Genomic DNA, 16,890 nt, shown 5'->3' on the forward strand with positions numbered 1-16,890 from the left:
GAGGCTACGAGGCGCAGGCCATGATCAGGAACTGCCGGAAAGCCTGCGCCGGCCCCGACAAACGATGATCCGGCAGCCATATCAGCCCCAGTTCCATAGGTGGAATAACGTCCACAAGCGGGCGGATCTCAATCTTCTTGCCCTCCAGGGACCAGGCCCGGTAGAGCATGTCCGAGAGAATGGTCACGCCGAAACCATGCCCCACCAGCCCGCGCAACGCTTCCATGGATGAAGTGCGAAAAGCCACCTTTGGCGCCAGTCCACGGGATTCCCAATAGCGCATCGTCGAGGCGTCACCTTCGTCTAGCGTGGCAAGGATATAGGCGTGCTCGGCGACATCTTCGAGGTTGATCGAGGTGGCTGTCATCAGCGGATGCTGACTGGCCAGCCAGAGTTGCCGACGGGAACGAATCAGCACCTGGTGTTCGAAACCGTTAAGGCTGGGAGTGTTGGACACGATCGCCAGGCCCAGGTCGAGATCGCCATTGCTCACCGCCTGTTCGATGCTCTGACGGTCCATGTCGATCAGGTCGATCTCCACTTGTGGATAGCTGCGCTTGAACCGGGCCAACAGCGCGGGCAGGAAGTACCCCAAAACCGTGTAGGAGGCGCCCACGCGCACCGTGCCTTGCATGGAGTGCCCAAGAAAAAGCGGCTCACTGAGGGCGTCCTGCAAGGTGTCGAGAATATGCCTGGCGTGCTGGGCGAACTTGTTGCCTTCAGCGGTCAGCGTCACGCCATGGGGCAACCGGTCGAACAGGCTGACGCCCATGGTCTCTTCCAGATGCAACACCGCTGCGGTAATCGCTGATTGCGACACGTGTACTTTCAACCCGGCCTGAGAGAACCGCCCGGTGTCGGCAGCCGCGATAAAGTAACGCAGCTGACGCATGGAAATGTCTTTACCCTTGATCATTCGCGGTCCCGATACCTGTCACCCTTGCAAAACACCCCACACATCACTGTGCATCAGCGCCTCATCTGCTGCGCCAAAGGCGCCCCTTAAGGGCGCTCTGCACGGGAGGTTTCAGCGACGAATCGTGGCGGTGATCTTGGCGTGCGGTCCGCTGACTTGCGCGGCCCAGGCTTGCGCCGCCTGATCGAGCGTGTAATCAACGTAATCGACCTGGATCTGTTGCTCTTTGGCGATCTTCAACAGACGCAGCCAGATTTGTTCGCGGTCGGCGGGCGGACGTTGCCCGGTGCCGATGCACGACAGGTTGCGGAACAACAGATCGGCGATATCCAGATTGAGCTGACGACCGGCGCCGGTGCCGATGGTCATGATCCGCGCGCCCCAATTGGTGGCTTTCAGGGACGTCAGCATTGGCTGACCACAGACAAGGTCGAGGACCACATCAAAACCACCGTCGGCGGCTTCTTTGAGCGCGGCGACGTCATTGCTGCCGCCCAACGTGACGACCTCGTCAGCGATGCCACGTGATTTCAAACGCCCCAGTGCATCGGCCGACCGCGCAGCGCCGACAACCTTGCCCGCTCCCATGCCACGCGCCAGTTGCAAGGCGATCTGGCCAAGCGTGCCAGTGGCGCCCAACACCAGGACTTTTTCGCCCTTCTGGATCTGTGCTTTCTCCAGCGGCACGATGGCGCCAGTCGCGGCGATGCCCATGCTGATGGCGGTTTTATCGTCGACGTCGTCCGGTACATCCCACACTTCGGCTTGCGGCACCAGCGTGCGTTCGGCCCACGCACCGAACGGCAATACCGAGCGCTCTCCGAAATACACCCGCCGACCATCCGGGGCACGGCCCACGCCTTCTCCGCGAATCACACAGGGATACTCGACGCCCAGGCGGTAGGCCCCCAAGACATCCCAGCCGCCAAGGCCTGCAGTGTCAACGTCGATCAGTACTGCGCCGTCTTGCGCTTGCGGCTCACGAAACTCGCCGACTACCGGCGCCGCATTGCGCTCGGAAATGACTGCTGCACGCATGGGTTTCTCCTTTCTTGTTTTGTTTTCAGCAAATGCCCGGACAGATAATTGAACATATATTCATTATTTGTCCATATATTTGCTGAAATCAACCGCCAATGCGCCTGCTTACCGTAAGAAAGAGCAGGCATCCTGGCAGGATGCCAAGGGACAACAACCCAGCGAAGCAACGCTGGCCAGCCCCCTACGTCGGCGCTTTCCTCAAAGAAACGCCGGGTGAGCTATACCCAAAGATCCTGCAATGTACTTTCCGAGTACAGGAGGTTGATCATGAAATCGAGAACCCAATCGGCGGCTCTCATAGCCGCTGTGATGCTCTTCGGCTGTACGACTTCATCTAACCAGACCGTCACCATTCCCTTGAATGCCACGCAGCGCAACCTCGGCCAGATTGGCAATACGACGTTGGCCATTCAGGGCAACGAGACAGCCTTTTCCTTCTTCATCAGTGGAGTCCCGAGCGGAACCCTAAGACCCTTGAACCTCTATACGTTCATCAATAAAGGCAGCTGCGAACAGCCCGGGCCAGTCGCCTATGCAATGAATGACCGGATCAACACCAACCGTATTTCCGCAACGCGTGGCTGGACCTATTCGCGTAGTGCGCCAGTGGCAATGTCAGAGCTGTTTTCCGGTGGGTACTCGGTGGTTATCAGGACCACGCCGGCCGATGGCAACGTGGATATTTTCTGCGGGGATATCAAGCAACAACATTGACGCCTCACCGGGAAACAACCCGTCTACGAAACCGTAAAAAACCCACTCGCATTCCGGTATCTGAATATCCAATACCACTTCGCTGTTTTTGTGATTTTACGATCCAAAACCCCCTCCCTAGACTCCGGCCTATAACTAGGCATCGCCGCTCTCCTGGCGCCGCCGTGACAATAAAGCCTGGAGGATGAACATGAGTGCGTCCCCGTCTCTGGATGACAAATACATCCAGCACAGCGGAAAAGTTTTGCTCACCGGGATTCAGGCGCTGGTGCGTCTGCCTCTGATGCAGCGCCAACGCGACCTGGCCAGTGGTCTGAATACCGCCGGGTTCATTTCCGGCTATCGTGGTTCGCCACTGGGTGGTTTCGACCAGGCCTTGTGGAAGGCCCGTGACTATCTAAAGGAGCACCACACGGTGTTCCATCCGGGCATGAACGAGGATCTCGCCGCCACATCGATCTGGGGGACACAGCAAGTCAATCTGTTCGAGGGTGCGACTTACGATGGCGTGTTCGGCATGTGGTATGGCAAAGGCCCGGGCGTGGACCGCTGCGGTGATGTGTTCCGCCACGCCAACGCTGCCGGCACCTCGCAATTTGGCGGTGTGCTGGCCATCGCCGGTGATGACCATGGCGCCCGTTCCTCCTCGCTGCCCCATCAGACCGAACACATTTTCAAAGCGGTCATGATGCCGGTACTGGCGCCGTCGGGCGTGCAGGAATACCTCGACTACGGCATGCACGGCTGGGCCATGTCGCGTTATTCCGGTTGCTGGGTTGCCCTCAAAGCGGTGGCCGATACGGTGGAAAGCGCGGCCGTTGTCGACATCGATATTCATCGCGTACAGCCAATCATTCCCGATATCCCGCTGCCCGAAGGCGGCTTGAATATCCGCTGGCCTGACCCGCCCCTGGCGCAGGAACAACGCCTGCTTGAACACAAGCTATATGCCGCCCTCGCCTATGCCCGGGTCAACCGTCTCGACCGGATCGTGATGGACTCGCCGAAAGCACGTATCGGCATTATCACGTCCGGAAAGTCATACCTCGACGTGTGCCAGGCGCTGAAAATCCTCGGCATCGACGAAACACTCGCGCAGCAGATCGGCCTTCGCGTGTACAAGGTCGGCATGGTATGGCCGCTGGTGGCTGAAGGCGTGCGGCAGTTTGCCGAGGGCCTGGAAGAAATCGTGGTGGTGGAAGAAAAACGCCACATGATCGAGTACCAGTTGAAGGAAGAACTCTACAACTGGCGCGAAGACGTTCGCCCGCGCATCGTCGGCAAGTTTGACGACAAGGGCGAATGGAGCCTGCCGCACACCGGGTGGTTGCTGCCGGCCACTAACGACCTGACCCCGGCGATGATCGCCCGTGCGCTGGCCAAGCGTATCTTGCGCCTGCATCAGAGCGGCGCGCTGCAAATCAGCCTGGCCGTGCTGGACGCGCAACTGGCCAGCAAAGGCCAGTTCAGCAACCTGATGGAACGGGTGCCCCACTACTGTTCCGGTTGCCCGCACAACACCTCGACCAAGGTCCCGCAGGGCAGTCGTGCGCTGGCCGGCATCGGCTGCCACTACATGGCGGCATGGATCTACCCGCAGACCCAGACCTTCAGCCAGATGGGCGGCGAAGGCGTGGCATGGATCGGCCAGGCGCCTTTCACCAAGACCCAGCACGTCTTCGCCAACCTGGGCGACGGCACCTATTTCCACTCCGGCATTCTTGCGATTCGCGCCGCTATCGCGGCCAAGGTGCAAATCACCTACAAAATTCTCTACAACGATGCCGTGGCCATGACCGGCGGACAACCCGTGGACGGCACCCTCAGCGTCGCGCAGATCAGCCGGCAGCTCGCGGCCGAAGGCGTACAGCGGATCGTGGTCGTCAGCGAGGATGTCGAAAAATACCAGTACATCCATGACCTGGCAGACGGCGTGCCGGTGCTGCGTCGCGACAAGATGGATGAAGTGCAGGAACAGTTGCGCCAGTTCCAGGGTGTATCCGCAATTATCTATGACCAGACCTGTGCCGCGGAAAAACGTCGGCGCCGTAAACGCGGCAAGTTCCCGGACCCGGCACGTCGGGTCGTGATCAACGAAGCGGTGTGTGAAGGCTGTGGCGATTGCAGCAGCAAGTCCAACTGCATGTCGGTGGTGGCCGTGGAAACCGAATACGGCCGCAAGCGTGAAATCGATCAGTCCTCTTGCAACAAAGACTTCACCTGCCTCAACGGTTTTTGCCCGAGTTTTGTCACGGTCGAAGGCGGCACCTTGCGCAAACCCAAGGCCCTGGCGGCCGCGAAGGATGACGTGTGGGATTTGCCGACGCCCGCGACCGTCGCGCTGGTTGAGCCTTACAGCATCCTGGTCACTGGAGTGGGCGGCACGGGCGTGGTGACTATCGGCGCCCTGCTGGGGATGGCGGCGTTCATCGAAGGCAAAGGCACGCTCAATCTGGACATGGCCGGCATGGCGCAAAAAGGCGGCGCGGTGTGGTCGCACATCCGCATTGCCGCGCACCAGGAACAGCTGTTTGCCCCCCGGATTGCCGAGGGTGAAGCCGCCCTGCTGCTCGGTTGCGACCTGGTGGTCAGCGCCAACACCGAAACCCTGTCCAAGCTGCGGCACGGCGTCACCCACGCGTTGATCAACAGCGAGGAAAACATCACCAGCGCCTTTGTGCGTACCTTCGCTCAGCAAGCGGAAAGCGGTGATTTGCTCAAGCACCCCGATCCGAAGTTCCAGACCCAAAGCATGTCGGCACAAATTGCCGAAGCGGTCGGTTCTGACCAGGCGGACTTTATCGATGCAAGCAAAATTGCCACGGCGCTGATGGGCGACTCGATTGCCACCAACACCTTCATGCTCGGCTATGCCTACCAGAAAGGTTGGTTGCCGGTGGGTAAAGCGGCGCTGCTACAGGCCATCAAACTGAATGGCACGGCGGTACCCTTTAACCTTTCAGCCTTTGACTGGGGCCGGTGCACCGCCCATGACCTGCCAAGGGTACTGCGCAAGCTGGAGGCCGGCAAAGTACGCAGCGCAGACCGTCAGCTGTCACAAAGCCTGGAAGAAACGCTGGCACGACGCACTGAGTTCCTCACGGCCTACCAGAACAAGGCCTATGCCCAGCGTTATCAGCAACGGGTCGAAGCATTCATGAAGGCGGAAACGGCACTGCTTGGGCAACCGGGTAAACTCTCGGCAAGCGTCGCCCGCTACTACTTTAAAGTGCTGGCGATCAAGGATGAATACGAAGTGGCGCGTCTGTTTACCGATGGCCAATTCCTGGAAAAAATCCAGGCCAACTTCGAGGGCGACTACCGCCTGCGCTTCCATCTGGCACCGCCGCTGCTGAACGATAACGGCTCCGGTCGCGAACCGAAGAAACGCAGTTTCGGCCCGTGGATGCTGCAAGGCTTCAAGCTGCTGGCCAAGCTCAAGTTCCTGCGCAACACCTGGCTCGATCCGTTCGGCCGTACCCATGAACGCAAGGTGGAGCGCAACTGGCTGGCCAACTACGAACGCATCCTCGACCTCGTGCTGACGGGTTTGACTGCCGAAAATCTGAGCCTGGCTCAGGAGTTGGTGGAGCTGCCTGAAAGTGTTCGCGGGTACGGTCCGGTGAAAGAGCGATTCCTCGGTCACGCGCAACAGCGCCAGACGCAGTTGTTGGTGCAGTGGCGCACTGGCTCGACCGGACAATTTCATGATGCCAGCCAGGGCAACCGTAAAATCGCGGTGACCCAACTTTAAACCTCATAGCCCGCGCTTCGGCGCGGGCTAGATGTTTGCGCTCATCGGCAAGGCGCAGTCAAAAACAATAAGGTGAGCAATGAACGAAGAACTGGCTAACCACTACCGTGAAATTCTCCAGGGTGTCGGCGAAGATCCAGAACGAGAAGGCTTGCGGGACACGCCAAAACGCGCGGCAAAAGCCATGCAGTACCTGTGTCATGGCTACCAGCAAAGCCTCGAACAGATCGTCAATGGCGCGTTGTTTGAATCGGACAACGATGAGATGGTCATCGTCCGGGACATCGAACTTTACTCCCTGTGCGAACACCATCTACTGCCGTTTATTGGCAAGGCCCATGTCGCCTATATCCCGACGGGCAACGTGCTGGGGCTGTCGAAAATCGCGCGTATTGTCGATATGTTCGCCCGTCGTTTGCAGATTCAGGAAAACCTGACACGGCAGATTGCCGACGCCATTGCCCAAGTGACTGATGCTGCCGGGGTGGCGGTGGTGATCGAGGCCAAGCACATGTGCATGATGATGCGAGGCGTGGAGAAGCAAAACTCGGTGATGAGCACCTCGGTGATGCTCGGCGCCTTCCGCGAGTCGTACAACACCCGCCAGGAGTTTTTACAACTGATCCGCGGTCGCTAGGCGTGTGTGCCGGGTTCGCCCAGGCACACCGCCTGCCACTCAACTGAGCATCAACATCCCGCCGTCGACCACCAGTGTCTGACCGGTGACAAACCGCGAACCGTCGCCAGCAAGAAATACCAGCACGGGGGCCAGGTCCCGGGCCGGTTCGCCCAGCTTTCCGCCGATCGGCACTTGCCCGGCCATGTACGCATCGTGCTGCTGCAATTGCTCGGCGCTCATACTCGCGCGGGTGGCGTCGTACATCGGCGTCCACATCGCCGGAGCGATGGCGTTGACGGTAATGCCCAATGGGCCCCACTCCCGCGCCACCGTGCGTGTCCATGCCAGTACAGCGCCCTTGCTCGCGGCGTAATGGGCTTTGCCCGGCTGTCCGAGCACACCTGCTGCCGAGGCGAAATTGATGATCCGCCCGCCGCTGCCCTTGAGCAGCTCATAGGCCGCGCGGTTGGTCAGGAAAGTGCCACGGGTATTCACCGCAAAGACCTTTTCCCACTCGTCCAGCGTAATGCTGTCGGCGCTGGCATTGGGCGCGATGCCCGCGGCATGCACCAGCACATCCAGCCCGTTGAGCTGATCAGTGGCCCAGGCAAAAGCCGCGTCCACCGATTGACTGTCAGCGATATCGCAGACTCGCGTGTGCGCCCAACCACCACCGTCACCGGTTATCGAGGCCGCTTCGCCCAGATCCAGGCTGACGACATAGGCCCCCTCCTCCACAAACGCCTTCACCACTGCCGCGCCAATACCGCGGGCGCCCCCTGTGACGATGATCCGTTTACCGGCCAGTTGCATGGGCTGTTCCTCTTGTTTGGGATTTGTCAGGCTGATTGATCAATGCGCTGCAACGCTGCCGCGAAAAGGCGCAGCGCCGAGGCGTGGTGCTTTTCACCCGTGGCTCTGGAGGCTTTACCCGCACAGGCACGGGCATGGCTGACTTCAAGAAAGATGCCGAGCTTGAAACCCGCCAACACCAGATACCAGGTGAAGTCCGCCAACGAACGTGAGCTGCCGGCGCGGTAATGGGCGACCAATTCCTCACTGCTGCAAAAGCCATCCCAGGGATGGACTTCGATGGTGCCCGCCCCGCGACCGTCGGCACCGGGCCAGGTCACCACCAGCCAGGCAAGGTCGAGCAAGGGATCACCGACGGTCGCCAGTTCCCAATCGACCACGGCAGCCAGCTCCCCGTTGTCGTGCCGGAACATGACATTGGACAGGTGAAAATCACCATGCTGGATACCGGCCTGGAATTGCTGCGGGCAATGATCGCTTAACCAGTTGGCTAAGCGTTCGAGCCCCGGCAAGCCACTCGCACCGGGCCAACCGGGATAGTCTTTGACACTGTCCAGCTGCGCCAACCAGCGTGACACCTGTCGCTGATGAAACCCTTCAGGCCGACCAAAATCCGCCAGCCCCACGGCCTGGTAGTCAATTTCGCCCAAGCGCAAAAGCGCATCCACCATGGCCAGTCCCATGCGCCTGCGCATGGCAGGCTGCTGTGCGTGCGGCACCGGCAAGCCCGCCGCACTGTTGGGATTAAAACCCTGCACCGGCTCCATCAAGTAGAAACTGGCGCCCAAAACAGACGGGTCAATACAGTCGGCTATCAAACCGGCATGGGGCACTTGTGAGCCGGCCAATGCCTTGAGCAAACGTGCTTCGCGGGCAATGGTTTTACCGCCGATCTCGCACAATTCCCTGGAAGGCCGACGCAATACGAATTCACGCGACCCACGCCGAAAGCGCAGCAACAGATTTTGTGTACCGCCGGTCAAGCGTATCGGCGCCTCGATGGAGCCGCTTTCCAGGCCTTGGGAATCCATCCAATCGGCCAGACGCTCAAGGTCGACCATATCCTGCCAATCGTTCATACATCCCGCTCGCCAAGGGTGGCCAGCACGTCGGCGTATTTTTCCCGAGCACGGGCCGCGGCGGTGGGCCGGTGGTAATCGGGGAACAATTCGTCGCAAGGCTGATAATCGCGCAGCAACTGTTTAGCCACCGTGACTTTGTGCACCTCAGTTGGCCCGTCGGCCAGTCCCATCTGGAAAGAACGCACGATGTAACCGGTAAACGGCATTTCGTCACTGACCCCTAGCGAGCCATGCACATGCAGGGCTCGTGCAGCAATGTCATGCAGAATCTTTGGCATGACGGACTTCACCGCAGCGATGTCTTTGCGCACCCGTTTGTAATCCTGATACTGGTCGATGCGCCACGCCGTGCGCATCACCAGCAAACGAAACTGTTCCAGCTCGACCCATGAGTCGGCAATTTTTTCCTGGACCATCTGCTTGTCCGCCAGACGACTGCCTTGCGTACTGCGCGACAGGGATCGTTCACACAGCGCATCCAGGGCTTTTTGTGCCTGGCCAATGACGCGCATGGCGTGGTGCACGCGGCCGCCACCCAATCGTACCTGGGCCACAACAAATGCCTGCCCGGGCGCGCCGAGCATATCGCTCGCGGGCACTCGCACCTTGTCGAATGACAGATAAGCATGGGTGGCGGCCGGGTCATCGGCGATACCGACGTTGCGGATAATGCTCACCCCAGGTGCGTCAGCAGCGACGATAAACATCGACATGCCTTCGTACACCGAGACATTTTTATCGGTCACCGCCATCACGATATAGAACGCTGCGTAGCGGGCATTGGAGGCAAACCATTTTTCGCCACTCAGCAGCCAGTCATCGCCATCGCGCACCGCTTCGGTGGTGAACACCGCGGGGTCCGCGCCGCCCTGCGGTTCGGTCATGGCGAAGCAGGACACGATATCGCCATCGAGCAACGGTTGCAGGTAGCGCTGCTTCTGCGCCGGAGTGCCGTAGTGGGCAAGGATTTCGCCATTGCCGGAATCCGGCGCCTGGCAGCCAAACACGATCGGGCCAAACAGCGATCGGCCGAGAATTTCATTGATCAGTGCCAGGCGCACCTGACCGTACCCGGCCCCGCCCAATTCCGGACCCAAGTGACACGCCCACAACTTGCGTGCTTTCACCTGCGCCTGCAACGGTTTGACCAATTGCTTGAACAGCGGGTCATGGATATTCCATGGGCTGCCCAATACATGGTCGAGGGGCTCGACTTCCTCACGCACAAACTGCTCGATCCAATCCAGTTCCGCTTGAAACTCGGGGTCGGTCTGAAAGTCCCAGGCCATGGTGTTTCTCCTAGCAAAGAGTGATCAGGCCAGCAGCATGCCGCCGTCGACCAACAGGGTTTGGCCCAGTAGATAACTCGCGAGCGGCGAGGCAAGAAACAGCGCCACGTTGGCCATGTCCTGAGGCGTGCCCAGGCGCCCTTGCGGAATCGAACGCAGTGCGCCTTCGAGGCGTTTAGGGTTGCTGGTGGTCACCCGAGTCAGCTTGGTTTCCACCAGCCCCGGGGCAATCCCATTAACCCGGATACCGTCACGGGCCCAGGCTTCGGCCAGGGTGCGAGTCAGCCCAAAAGCGCCGGTTTTCGAGGCGTTGTAGGCCGGATTTCCGCGAGTGGAGTGGAACGCTGCGGCCGAGCTGACGGTGATCATCGAACCCTTGGCCTGCATCAACAGCGGATGAAACTTCTGCGCACACACCATCAGGCTGGTGAGGTTGACGTCGAGCACATGCTTGAAGCCCTCGGTCAGAAATTCCTGACGATCGTAGAGCACCGTGCCCTGCGCTTGCACCAGCACATCCAGTTGGCTGAATGGCACACTGGCGGCCTCGATCAATGCTGCGTCCGCGACGTCGACCTGGGCATAGTGCAGGCCCTCAAGGTTTGAGTCGGGCGAATCCTGATACGCCGCCGCAGAGGCTCGCGTACCCCAGACATACACCACGGCGCCACGCTGGCGAAAATTCTGCGCAATGCCATTGCCGATGCCACTGGAACCGCCGATCACCAGCACGGTTTTGCCGCTGAAATCCAACTCGTACATGGGTGTTCCTTGTGCTTGTCGAAGAATGCTGCCGGACAACCGGCCCGCCGTTACAGCGCTGCCAGACCGGCCGAGACCAGGCGCTCAAGGTCGCTGTGGGTAACGCCGAGCGCTTCCAGGACTTGCCGGGTATGTTGGCCAAGGGCCGGTGGCGGGCGTTGCAGCGACAACGGCAAGTTGCCGAAATCCCAGAACGCGCCGATTTGTTGCAGGTCGCCGTACACCGCATGGGAATAATGGGCATGCAGACCCGCGGCGGCGTGTTCGGGGCTGTCGAGAAATGCATCCATCTGCGCCTCCAGCACGGCTTGCGCCGGCACCTGTTCGGCAGCCAAAGCTGCGAGCGCCGCCTGGCGGGTAAGGCCTGCAAAATAGTCGTGGGGCTGATGGCCCACCAATGCGGTGAAACGCTGCACTTCATCAGGTTCCAGCGCTGCCACCACCAGCCAGGCATCGCTGCACAGATAGAGCCGATGTGCGTCACTCAGACCTGTCTGTTGCGCATCCATATGAACGACAGGCGTGAGGCTGCCGTCTTCCAGCACCACCGCTTCACTCATCGACAGCAATGTGGCACCTAACAAGGAAGAGCTGACCATTTGCCCGGCGCCGCTGCGGTTGCGTTCGTACAACCCCAGCAGCAAGGCATAGAGCGAAGATAGACCGGCAAAAAAATCGCCGACGCCAAAGCGCAGCCACATCGGCGCCTGCCCCGTACCGCCCTGCTCCACTTCCCAACCGCAGGAGGCCTGCATCAGTTGGTCAAAGCCCGGCCAGTCTGCACGCGGGCCGGTCGGTCCGTAGGCGCTGACATGGCAATACACCAACTGCGGGTTAAGCGCTTTGAGACTCTCGTAGTCGACCTTGAGTTTGCGTGCGGCCGGCAGCCGCATGTTGTGGTGCACCACATCGGCCCAACGTGCCAGCGCCTCAACGACAGGCTCGGTTTGCTGATCACCCAATTGCAGCGCCACCCCCAACTTGCCACGCTGAGTACCGCTGAAAATCCGTTCAAGGCGGCGCATGGCGTCGCCTTTGGGGGCCTCGATTTTAATGACCTCGGCGCCAAGGTCCGCCAGTAGCATGCAAGCAAACGGCCCGGCCAGGTAGGCGCCCAGATCCAGTACTTTCAAACCGTGCAGCGGCGGCAAAGGTGCAGAGGGGTCGGACTCGTGCCGTTGCACTGGAACCACGTCATCAGTGCCGGGCAGTCCGGCGTTCCCTTCCCCGGCCAGTGGCGCACTGCCGCCGACTCGTGCAGGAGGCTGCACTTGCCAGGCCGGTCCCGGTTGCAGGGTTTTGCCCAGTTGAACGTCGTCGACTTCAACCACATAGCCATTCAGGCGCGCTTGCTCATCGAAGTAAATATCGCCAAAGGCACCGGCAATTTGCGCGGCCACATCGTGCTGCCAGAAATGCTCGACCCAATCCTGCGCCGGTCGTGTGGCGATGATCGCCTTGTTGGCGCCGAAGTTAGGCGCCACATGACTCGGTGGCCACAGCGCATTCAAGCGAGCCACTTCAGTTTCGCCCAACTCACTGAGCGCTGCGGCCATCCACGGTGATTTGTCCGGCGAATAGTGCACATGCAACCAGCGACCATCAGCGCACAGGTGCAATGGAATCGGGATGTGTTTATCCAGGCCCTTGGCAAAGGCCGGCGTCGGCGTTTGTGCGCGGTTCCAATGCATGGTCATTGGCACCAAGGCTGCTTGGGCCAAACTCGTATGAGCAATGCCGCCACAGCCGTCACGGTCGCGCGCCAATAACCGCGCCATCACCCCGACCACACACAACCAGCAGGCCAGCCAGTTGGCAAATGGCATGCGTACAAACACCGGACCGGGACGATGCGCAGGCTGCTCGTCCAACAGGCCCAGACGCGCCAGGATTAATGTTTCCCGAGGAATGGCATTCGCCAGCGCATGCCGTTGCGGCCAGCCGCCGATCGCGGAAATAACCAGGCGAGGAAAGTCTGCAACGAGCTGCGCGTCTGCCAAACCATGGGTCTGTGCCATTGCGGGGGTGAAGTCGTGCAGCAGCACATCGGCGGTGCCTAGCAGTACTTGCAACTGCTGGCGGTCGGCAGGGTTTGCCAGGTCAAGGGTGACGCTACGCTTGCCGCGGTTCAGCACCGCGAAGAGAGCCTGTTGATCTCGGGCCGGGTTGCCAGGTGACTCAACCATCACCACTTCGGCGCCCGCTTCGCACAGTTGCAAGCCGGCGGCTGAACCGGCGATGCCGGAGCACAGGCTGATGACGCGAATTCCTTCGAGGATTGCCTGGCTCATACAGCACCTTTCAGTGACTTGCTCTGCTCATAGCGTTTTGCAGCGAAGCTGCAGAACGAATCCATGGCGTCACCCTAAACCACTGACGATAAATTCCATAGATAGATTAGTATTCCGAATATAGAATCATAAGCCCTAATATGAACAAAACCTTGTAATCCGTTCAATAGTACAATCAAAGGTCTCGACATGATCCTGCGCATGGACCACTTCACCATCGTTTCTGACCAGTTGGCAGCGACACGGGATTTCTACATCGAGGTACTGGGCCTGGTCGAAGGACCACGCCCACCCTTCCCGGTCCCCGGTTTCTGGCTGTATACCCAGAACCAGCCAGTCCTCCATGTGGTGGGCGTCGCGCAAATGCCGGAGCCGCGACGTGGCGTGCTCGACCATATGGCGTTTCGTGCGAGTGGCTTGCAGACGATTTGCGCGCACCTGGCCAAGCATGGCGTGCGCTTCAAGATCATTCGTGCTCCAGGCGCGGAGCGCACCTGGCAGCTGTTCATGCAGGACCCCAACGGGGTTGAAGTGGAGCTGGACTTCGACGCCAGTGAAGAGCCGCCAGCCGATTGGAAGAATTACCGGGGCCGCTAAATCAGCCCGGAGTAACTGCCGCCGTCGATCTGCAGATTTTGCCCGGTGATATAGCTGGCCTGAGCCGAACACAGAAACGCACAGGCTGCCGCCAGTTCACTCGGCTGGCCAAATCGACGCGCCGCTATCGGCTTGAGCATTTCCACCCGCGCCTGCTCGACACTGAGCTGTCGATGCCTGGCCAACTGCTCGGTCATGAAACGCAGGCGGTCGGTTTCAATGCGCTCGGGCAGCAGATTGTTGATGGTCACGTTATCCCGTGCGACCTCGACTGACAGCGCTTTGCAAAAAGCCGTCAGCCCGGCACGCGCAGCCGTGGAAAGTCCCAAGGGCAAGCGTGGCGACTTGACCATCGCCGACGTGATATTGACGATGCGGCCAAACCCTCGCTCGCGCATTCCGCCCACCACCGCCTGAATCAGCAAAATGCCCGAGAGCATGTTGGCCTCAATGGCGGCCAGCCAGGCTGCGTGGTCCCAGTCTTCCAGGCGGCCCGGCTCCGGGCCGCCGTTGTTGGTCACCAGAATATCCACCACCGGACACTCGGCCAGGAGCGCCTGACGCCCTGCCGTGGTGGACAGGTCTGCCACCACCGTGCGCGGAAGACGGCCAGTGCTGCGAAGAATGTCCTGGGCAGTTTGCGCCAGGGTTTGCGCATCGCGGCCATTGATCAGCACGTCGCAGCCCTCTTGCGCCAACGCCAGCGCACAGGCCTTGCCAAGCCCTCGGGAGGATGCGCACACCACCGCAATTCGCCCACCAATACCCAGATCCATTTCAGTGCTCCCCGCGTGATGGTGTCAGTCATTCATGCCCAACAAGGCACTGATATCGCGCCCGGGTTCAGCATCGCTGCCGTAGGCGAATAGGCCGGCACGCTGGCGTTCGACCAACTGCTCCATCTGATAGCGATAACGAGTGCCCGGCGTATCGAAACGCGAGTGCAGGTCACGACGTTCGTCAGTGTCGAAATAGCGCTGATTCTGCGGGCGCACCACCGAGTTGTCCTGGGGCTGAATGATGTAGTTGATGCGCGGCATCACGTAGCGAAAAGGCGCCGGTGCAGCGGTGGTGTTGAAGGTGACGTCACACCGCGAGCGATGCTTGCCCACCGGCAAGAACGGTTGCAGGTTAGGCACGTCGTAACCGGGGCGAAAGCGCGGATAGGAGATGCACACGTTGCTGCGTAAATGAATGTGCAGCACCGCGCGAAAATCCTGGTACTTGGCGCGCACACCGCCGACCCAGCGCATGATCGGCGCCACTGACTTTTGTGCCACGGTACGGGTACGGGTCACGGTTTCGGAGGTCCATTGCACCTCCACCACATCCGACTCACTGATGCCGTCGCCAATGGTATTGGCATGCAGAAAATCGGCATGGGTCAGGTCAATCAGGTTTTCCACCGAGAGCGCCGATGTCGCATCGAAACGCACCGTGCGCTGGGTGTAACCGGGAAGGCTGCCATCCTGCGGCAGAAACGGAATATGCGGCAGCAATTGCGTGTCGGCAGCGTCCGGGTTGCCGTACCAGACCCAGATGTAGCCGTAACGCTCCACCAATGGATAAAACCCGCGACCTCCGGTAAACGCGGTCAGCACCGGTGCCTTGTCTGGTCGGTGGGGGTGAAACTCAGCAGCCACCGCTTGCCCGTTGTCCCGCCACAGGTAGTAGGGCTGAGCGTGAATGATGCGGCGGATGGGCTGCGCGCTCAGGTCGCGGCTATGGGAAACCGGGAACCAGGTGTCACGCAGGTCGTAGTTGATCGGCGTCCAGTCACCCCGCACTTTGCCAGGGAGGGTATCGGTGGAGGAAGGCACGGCATGCATAGTGGGTTCTCCAGTGCTCAGACGACTGCGCTGACGGGAATCAAGTGCGGTTGGCGCAAGGTTTTCAGCTCGCGGGACGAGGCTTCAAGCAAGGCCGCGATGGCCGTCCCATCAATAAGACCGTTCACGCTGAAAGGCGCCCGTTTGCGCAGGCGTGCGATTCGCCAGCGCAACGGTGCTTTGGCCGGCACCTGTTCATGCACGTAGCCACGCCAACACAGGCTGGTAGTGCCACGACGGTTGGCACCGCTCGAGATCATCAGCGTGATGAGCGGCAACTCGTCTTCGCTGAGTAAATCCACACGAATAATGCCGCCTTGCAACGCGACGGCAGTGCGCACAATCAAGGGATAATCCACCACAAACTGCGACGGCAGAAATTGTGTGCTCCATACCGCACCGCGCTCCAGAACCGCACGCCCCTGCTCGCTGCGTAAATCGCCAAGGAAAAAATCGGTGAGGCGCACATGGGTAAAATCGAGCAAGCATTCCGGGCCGTCGAGCATCGCAGCCAGGTACTGGTCGTGACTCATGTTGACGATGGTGGAACCGGTAAATTCGCGTCCGCTTGGCTGGTAATCGCTGCTGGGCAATTCCCCTTGCGGCGCTCCATCACCCAACCATGCATGGACAAAACCATTTGCCTCCCTCACCGCAAAGGCTCGCGCGGCGTATCGCGCAGGTACGCGCTCACCGGCGTGCAGATTGGGGATCTGCGTACAGCCACCACTGGCGCCGTCAAAGGTCCAGCCGTGATAACCGCATTGCAAACCGGACTCGACTACCCGACCCAACGCCAGCGGCACGCGCCGATGTGGACAACGATCTTCCAATGCAAAGGCTTGACCGGCGGCGTTACGGAACAGGACCAGTTCCTCGCCCCCAAAGGCCACTGCCAATGGCGTTTGATCATTCACGGCCTCGGAAAGGGCCATGGCCCACCAGCCTGGGGTCATCATCGGGTTGCCTCATTGTTATTGTGTTTTGGGCAATTGCGTTGAACGCAGTCAATGCTAACGGTAGCGCTTCGAGGTTAATCCGGCAAACCAAAATATACAGTTTCATAATTTCTGTCGAAATCTAAATAAATGCTGACAATCACTCATTACTTTCAGTGACAGCCCTAGATAAAAGGCTTGCAGAGCACAATCAGGCTTCTTTTGCGACCAACAAATGGACATTT

14 protein-coding genes are annotated in these 16,890 nt (G+C 59.9%); 4 read left to right on the forward strand and 10 right to left on the reverse strand.

The features are described 5' to 3' along the window. Window positions 1-4: 4 nt before the first annotated feature. The gene (locus tag BK660_RS05245; RefSeq protein ID WP_123432381.1) at window positions 5-916 is read right to left on the reverse strand and encodes a LysR family transcriptional regulator; all 912 of its coding nucleotides are present in this window, start codon (window positions 914-916) and stop codon (window positions 5-7) included. A 111-nt stretch (window positions 917-1,027) separates the two neighbouring features. After that, window positions 1,028-1,954: a quinone oxidoreductase family protein gene (locus tag BK660_RS05250; protein WP_123432382.1), complete on the reverse strand. Its 927-nt coding sequence runs from the start codon at window positions 1,952-1,954 to the stop codon at window positions 1,028-1,030. 270 nt (window positions 1,955-2,224) lie between these two features. Between BK660_RS05250 and BK660_RS05255 the strand changes: the two genes are divergently transcribed. The 3 genes from BK660_RS05255 (at window position 2,225) to folE (ending at window position 7,062) form a co-directional block, all read left to right on the forward strand. Next, entirely contained in the window at window positions 2,225-2,671 is a 447-nt protein-coding gene (locus tag BK660_RS05255; RefSeq protein ID WP_123432383.1) for a YajG family lipoprotein, read from the forward strand. A gap of 190 nt (window positions 2,672-2,861) precedes the next feature. Then, a complete protein-coding gene (locus BK660_RS05260) occupies window positions 2,862-6,425 on the forward strand; it encodes an indolepyruvate ferredoxin oxidoreductase family protein (protein ID WP_123432384.1) in 3,564 nt (1,187 codons plus the stop codon). Window positions 6,426-6,504: 79 nt separating this feature from the next. Beyond that, a complete protein-coding gene (folE, locus tag BK660_RS05265; RefSeq protein WP_123432385.1) occupies window positions 6,505-7,062 on the forward strand; it encodes a GTP cyclohydrolase I FolE in 558 nt (185 codons plus the stop codon). Window positions 7,063-7,101: 39 nt separating this feature from the next. Here the strand turns inward: folE and BK660_RS05270 are convergent, their stop codons facing one another. The 5 genes from BK660_RS05270 to BK660_RS05290 are packed head-to-tail and all read right to left on the reverse strand — an operon-like array spanning window position 7,102 to window position 13,281. Then, window positions 7,102-7,857 carry an SDR family NAD(P)-dependent oxidoreductase gene (locus tag BK660_RS05270; RefSeq protein ID WP_123432386.1) on the reverse strand — a complete coding sequence of 252 codons (756 nt, stop codon included), beginning with the start codon at window positions 7,855-7,857 and terminating at the stop codon, window positions 7,102-7,104. A gap of 26 nt (window positions 7,858-7,883) precedes the next feature. Beyond that, entirely contained in the window at window positions 7,884-8,936 is a 1,053-nt protein-coding gene (locus BK660_RS05275) for a phosphotransferase family protein (protein ID WP_123432387.1), read from the reverse strand. Continuing rightward, window positions 8,933-10,228, reverse strand: coding sequence for an acyl-CoA dehydrogenase family protein (locus BK660_RS05280; protein ID WP_123432388.1), 1,296 nt, complete (start codon window positions 10,226-10,228; stop codon window positions 8,933-8,935). Before BK660_RS05280 ends, BK660_RS05275 begins: the two co-directional genes overlap by 4 nt. A 24-nt stretch (window positions 10,229-10,252) precedes the next feature. Next, window positions 10,253-10,990, reverse strand: a complete 738-nt coding sequence (locus tag BK660_RS05285) for an SDR family NAD(P)-dependent oxidoreductase (protein ID WP_123432389.1) — start codon at window positions 10,988-10,990, stop codon at window positions 10,253-10,255. Window positions 10,991-11,040: 50 nt separating this feature from the next. Continuing rightward, on the reverse strand, window positions 11,041-13,281 hold the full coding sequence (locus BK660_RS05290) for a CoA transferase (protein ID WP_123432390.1): 2,241 nt from the start codon (window positions 13,279-13,281) through the stop codon (window positions 11,041-11,043). A 189-nt stretch (window positions 13,282-13,470) separates the two neighbouring features. On the opposite strand from BK660_RS05290, the gene BK660_RS05295 reads away from it, so the two are divergent. Continuing rightward, window positions 13,471-13,878 carry a VOC family protein gene (locus BK660_RS05295; RefSeq protein WP_123432391.1) on the forward strand — a complete coding sequence of 136 codons (408 nt, stop codon included), beginning with the start codon at window positions 13,471-13,473 and terminating at the stop codon, window positions 13,876-13,878. Here the strand turns inward: BK660_RS05295 and BK660_RS05300 are convergent. From BK660_RS05300 to BK660_RS05310, 3 genes are read right to left on the reverse strand one after another with little or no spacing between them, the layout of a single operon-like run. Continuing rightward, window positions 13,875-14,654, reverse strand: coding sequence for an SDR family oxidoreductase (locus tag BK660_RS05300; RefSeq protein ID WP_123432392.1), 780 nt, complete (start codon window positions 14,652-14,654; stop codon window positions 13,875-13,877). The genes BK660_RS05295 and BK660_RS05300 overlap by 4 nt on opposite strands. 24 nt (window positions 14,655-14,678) lie before the next feature. After that, window positions 14,679-15,707 (reverse strand): aromatic ring-hydroxylating oxygenase subunit alpha, encoded by a 1,029-nt coding sequence (locus BK660_RS05305; protein ID WP_123432393.1) that lies wholly within the window; start codon window positions 15,705-15,707, stop codon window positions 14,679-14,681. A gap of 17 nt (window positions 15,708-15,724) precedes the next feature. After that, window positions 15,725-16,666 (reverse strand): Rieske 2Fe-2S domain-containing protein, encoded by a 942-nt coding sequence (locus BK660_RS05310; RefSeq protein WP_123432394.1) that lies wholly within the window; start codon window positions 16,664-16,666, stop codon window positions 15,725-15,727. Between the last annotated feature and the right edge of the window lie 224 nt (window positions 16,667-16,890).

Origin of the sequence: Pseudomonas brassicacearum (genome assembly GCF_003732265.1) — a bacterium.
Classification (GTDB): Bacteria; Pseudomonadota; Gammaproteobacteria; order Pseudomonadales; family Pseudomonadaceae; genus Aquipseudomonas; species Aquipseudomonas brassicacearum_D.

Excerpts from the sequence above, each read along its gene's own strand:
- BK660_RS05260 (WP_123432384.1), top strand. The coding sequence starts at position 2,862 with ATGAGTGCGTCCCCGTCTCTGGATGACAAATACATCCAGCACAGCGGA.
- BK660_RS05300 (WP_123432392.1), bottom strand. The coding sequence starts at position 14,654 with ATGGATCTGGGTATTGGTGGGCGAATTGCGGTGGTGTGCGCATCCTCC.
- BK660_RS05305 (WP_123432393.1), bottom strand. The coding sequence starts at position 15,707 with ATGCATGCCGTGCCTTCCTCCACCGATACCCTCCCTGGCAAAGTGCGG.
- BK660_RS05285 (WP_123432389.1), bottom strand. The coding sequence starts at position 10,990 with ATGTACGAGTTGGATTTCAGCGGCAAAACCGTGCTGGTGATCGGCGGT.
- BK660_RS05290 (WP_123432390.1), bottom strand. The coding sequence starts at position 13,281 with ATGAGCCAGGCAATCCTCGAAGGAATTCGCGTCATCAGCCTGTGCTCC.
- BK660_RS05250 (WP_123432382.1), bottom strand. The coding sequence starts at position 1,954 with ATGCGTGCAGCAGTCATTTCCGAGCGCAATGCGGCGCCGGTAGTCGGC.
- BK660_RS05245 (WP_123432381.1), bottom strand. The coding sequence starts at position 916 with ATGATCAAGGGTAAAGACATTTCCATGCGTCAGCTGCGTTACTTTATC.
- BK660_RS05275 (WP_123432387.1), bottom strand. The coding sequence starts at position 8,936 with ATGAACGATTGGCAGGATATGGTCGACCTTGAGCGTCTGGCCGATTGG.
- BK660_RS05255 (WP_123432383.1), top strand. The coding sequence starts at position 2,225 with ATGAAATCGAGAACCCAATCGGCGGCTCTCATAGCCGCTGTGATGCTC.
- folE (WP_123432385.1), top strand. The coding sequence starts at position 6,505 with ATGAACGAAGAACTGGCTAACCACTACCGTGAAATTCTCCAGGGTGTC.
- BK660_RS05270 (WP_123432386.1), bottom strand. The coding sequence starts at position 7,857 with ATGCAACTGGCCGGTAAACGGATCATCGTCACAGGGGGCGCCCGCGGT.
- BK660_RS05280 (WP_123432388.1), bottom strand. The coding sequence starts at position 10,228 with ATGGCCTGGGACTTTCAGACCGACCCCGAGTTTCAAGCGGAACTGGAT.
- BK660_RS05295 (WP_123432391.1), top strand. The coding sequence starts at position 13,471 with ATGATCCTGCGCATGGACCACTTCACCATCGTTTCTGACCAGTTGGCA.
- BK660_RS05310 (WP_123432394.1), bottom strand. The coding sequence starts at position 16,666 with ATGATGACCCCAGGCTGGTGGGCCATGGCCCTTTCCGAGGCCGTGAAT.